Source organism: Candidatus Planktophila sp. (assembly GCF_040402315.1).
In the GTDB taxonomy this organism is placed as follows: Bacteria; Actinomycetota; Actinomycetes; order Nanopelagicales; family Nanopelagicaceae; genus Planktophila.
Genome location: NZ_JBBAMU010000047.1, coordinates 1 through 3,733 on the forward strand (window position 1 = coordinate 1; position 3,733 = coordinate 3,733).

The window sequence follows — 3,733 nt, forward strand, 5'->3', positions numbered from 1 at the left end:
GCGCGTTATCTGTCACATCTCCCGTAATCACAACCGCGTCAATTGGTGCACCTGTCAGAGGTCCGGATTTAATCTCATTCGCAGCAACCACCATAGCTTCAAGTACTTGGGTCGTCAGAAACTCTTGCGCACGATATGTACCGATGTATGGAACTAGTTGTGAGATTGGGTTATCGGGATCAGCAATTCGATCCAAAAACTCCAGTCGTGCGGGTGAAGCTGCATCACAAATATGAATATCGCTGAGATGAATAAAAGCTGCAATTACCTGAACATCTAGTGGCTCATCACCAATAACTAATTCACCTTTATCAAGAAGCAATTCTCGCCAATTTGATTCTGGTGAGGCTTTCGAGCGAATAATTCGGTTTTTTGATGTACTAGACATTAGCGACAAGCACCTCAGGACTTAGAACGCGGAGTTGAACGGATGAGCCTGGGTGTAGATCTCCGGTTGATGCACTTGTCATAAGCGATTGGACAATCGTCCCGTCCCCTGTTTGGCAGATAATATTTGATGAAGCACCCATAAATGAGCGAGTCAACACTTTTGCATTTGGTTGTGATGAATTTGCGACAACAGAGATTGATTCTGGACGAATCAACGCCACTACCTGCCCAGATTCATTTCCACGCTTCAGTACAACCACTTTGCTACCAAATATCTCAACCATGCCATCTGATATCTGTGCAGGAATTCTGTTCATAGTGCCTACGAAGCCAGCAACAAAGGATGATGTTGGCTTGTTATACAACGCATCAGGTGTGTCGATCTGCTCAAGAACTCCTTGGTTCATAACACCAACTCGGTCTGAGATTGCCATTGCCTCTTCTTGATCGTGTGTCACAAATAGCGTTGTCGTCCCGAGCGAAAGTTGTAAGCGACGGATTTCTTCACGTAGATTGACGCGTACTTGTGCATCAAGTGCGGATAATGGCTCATCTAAAAGCAGAATTTCAGGTTCAAAAGCTAAAGCGCGTGCCAAGGCAACACGCTGCTGTTGCCCACCCGAGAGTTGATGGGTAAAGCGCTTGCTCTGTGAATCAAGGCCAACCAGATCTAAAAGTTGATGCGCCTTCTTTAGGCGGACCGACTTATTTACTTTACGCATCTGTAAACCAAAAGCAACATTTTCTTCAACTGTTAAGTTAGGAAAGAGTGAGTAAGCCTGGAAAACCATTCCCATATTCCGTTTATGTGCAGGCACATCAGAAATATTCTTCTCCGCGACCAAAACTGTTCCATTATCCTGATGTTCCAGGCCAGCAACTACTCGAAGAGCTGTGGTCTTTCCACACCCTGAAGGCCCAAGTAGGGCAACGAGTTCGCCGACACCCACCTCGAGGTTGAAGTTATCCAGCGCAGTCACATTTCCAAATCTCTTTGAAATGTTATTGAGGGTCAGGCTCTTACTAGACATTACTTTCTCCCTTGTGTGGAACGTTCTGGAACAAAAAGCGTGATTATTGTCAAAAGTAAGAACGGAAGGATGAGGGACATCATCGAAATTGCGATAGCACCAAGAATGTTTTCTTGGGCAACATATGTCACCCAGGTTGGAAATGTGTCCCAGTGAAGTAAAACAGTCAATGTGAATTCACCCAATGAGAGCGCAAAAGTCAGAGCAATTGTTGCCATCACAGATCCCCTAATGACAGGGATAATTACGCTAGTGATTGTGCGCAACCAATTCGCACCGGCACTACGCGCTGCTTCAGTAATTGTTTTTAAAGGAATCGCACTGAGCCCGATATCGAGTGCTCGATATGCATAAGGCAGGGCTAGGACAAAATAGAGGAAAGGAAGTTCAAGCACTGTATTTTTCACAAATTCCGGGAAAGAAATTTGAGCACCGACAGCAAAGGCAACTACTGGAATCACCAACGGAAGAAGTGAGAGACCGTCAATCAATCCACGCACTTTTGAGTTCGATAAATGAATCCAAGTAAGGGTTGGAACTAAAACAAACAAGGTGATTAATACCGTAACGCCAGCCAGCCAAGTTGACCTAATGATGTAGTAAAGGAACTCTTCTTTGCGAATCGCCCACAGATAGCTATCCCATCCGTAACCACCTTTTGCGGGTGTTCGGATCGAATATTCAAAGGCGGAAATCATGGGAACAAATACAAAGAACATAAGGATAAGTAGTGTTAAAACCAGTGGGAGCTGAAACTTAGATTTGATCACTTTTGCCACCTAGCACTCCTTCGTTGGATTGCAAGATACGGAATAACGGCACATGCAGAAATGAGGATCATCACAACACCTAGTGCCTTGCCAAGGTTCAACTGCGATGCGGAAACATTGCCATCTAACAATCCGCCGATTTGTAGCGGCGTAAGTGGAAGGTTTCCAACGGTGAGTGCATTTGCCGTTGCATACGCTGAGAATCCACTGGCAAAGAGGAGTAAGAATGAGGCTATGAAACTAGGGAAAAGTAGTGGGATTCCAATTCGAATCCAATAATTAAACTGGTTGGCACCGAGGTTTCGTGCCGCTTCTGACCATTCTCGGCGAAGAGAAACAATAGCTGGTGAAAAGACAATGACCATGAGTGGCAGCTGGAAGTAGAGATAGACGATTAAGAGGCCAAGAAAAGAACCGAGTGAGAATGTGCCAGCGTACAAATCCCAACCGAAGAACTTCAATATCTTGGTCAGTTGGCCTTGAATTCCAAGTGCTGCATAAAACATAAATGCCAGCGGAATTCCACCAGTGTTGGCAAGTACACCGCTCATGACTGCGATAGTTCGGCGAAGCTTAGAGCCCCCACGTGTTTCTATGAAGTATGCGGCAATGGCGCCAGGGAATGCGGCAATGGCGCCAGAGAGTAGACCGATCTTTATCGAATTAATAAAACCTGTGCGATATGGCTCTTGAGTGGCTGTCGCAAAGTTACTGAAAGTAAACGTATTTTCATTAGATAAAAATGAGACGTAAATTAATCGTGCGATTGGAAAAAGAAAAAAGAATCCAACGATTAATAAAAGTGGGGCCGCTGGAAGAAAGTTCTTTATAAAAGAAGCGAGGAAGGCGCGACCCCTCGTTGGCGCGCCCTCCTCTATGACTTGCAAGGTCATATTTCTTCTTACAAGCTAGCCCATGAAGAGATGATCTGCTCACGTGCTGTAAGTACATCAGCAATTGTTGCTGGACCAACAACTTTTGCTGTTGCAGGAACTTTGAAGTCAAGCAGTGACGGAACGAGAAGCTTCTTCTTAATCATTGCTGCAGACATGATTGGATCTGCACCTGACTGCTGGAAGAAATTCTGTCCACCTTGCATCAAGGCGAACAACTTAGAACCGGGGAGTTTTAGATCTGCTGCAGTTAGATCTGCTGCAGTCTTTCCCTTGTTCTGTGAGTAGACAAACTCCTGCCACAAACGTGCATTTGCACAGTTTGGAGACTCAGCATTGATTGCGTTGATGTACGGAGGCGCCTGTAGGACGAAGTCTGATGGGTATACAAACTTAAGATCTAAGCCTGCTGCCTTCGCTGCTGGAACAACTCCAAGAGCGTTGAAGTCCCACATGAAGCCAAGCTTTGCGGTGCCTGTAACTAGGTTTGTTGAATTTACTTTCACTAGTGGTGCTTGGGCCTTAACACCCTTGAAGAGTGCAAGACCCTTTGTGACGTCTGAGAGGTTCTTTTCTCCGCCATTACCGATGCTTGCAGCTAGGACAGACATAAATGCTTGGTTAGAAGATGTTGGATCTCCTGTAATTC

At 45.4% G+C, this 3,733-nt stretch carries 3 protein-coding genes and 2 pseudogenes; all 5 read right to left on the reverse strand.

Annotated elements, in window-relative coordinates; genetic code table 11:
• A pseudogene (locus AC9UEP_RS05725) lies at nt 1-388 on the reverse strand (hypothetical protein); the annotation flags it as partial.
• Nucleotides 381-1,421, reverse strand: a complete 1,041-nt coding sequence (locus tag AC9UEP_RS05730) for an ABC transporter ATP-binding protein (RefSeq protein ID WP_509544984.1) — start codon at nt 1,419-1,421, stop codon at nt 381-383. The gene AC9UEP_RS05730 and the pseudogene AC9UEP_RS05725, both read right to left, overlap by 8 nt.
• Nucleotides 1,421-2,200 carry an ABC transporter permease gene (locus tag AC9UEP_RS05735; protein ID WP_509544986.1) on the reverse strand — a complete coding sequence of 260 codons (780 nt, stop codon included), beginning with the start codon at nt 2,198-2,200 and terminating at the stop codon, nt 1,421-1,423. Before AC9UEP_RS05735 ends, AC9UEP_RS05730 begins: the two co-directional genes overlap by 1 nt.
• The gene (locus tag AC9UEP_RS05740) at nt 2,188-3,084 is read right to left on the reverse strand and encodes an ABC transporter permease (protein WP_509544989.1); all 897 of its coding nucleotides are present in this window, start codon (nt 3,082-3,084) and stop codon (nt 2,188-2,190) included. The genes AC9UEP_RS05735 and AC9UEP_RS05740 overlap by 13 nt, the downstream gene beginning before the upstream one ends.
• 8 nt (nt 3,085-3,092) lie before the next feature.
• Nucleotides 3,093-3,733 (reverse strand): annotated as a pseudogene (locus tag AC9UEP_RS05745) (hypothetical protein); the annotation flags it as partial.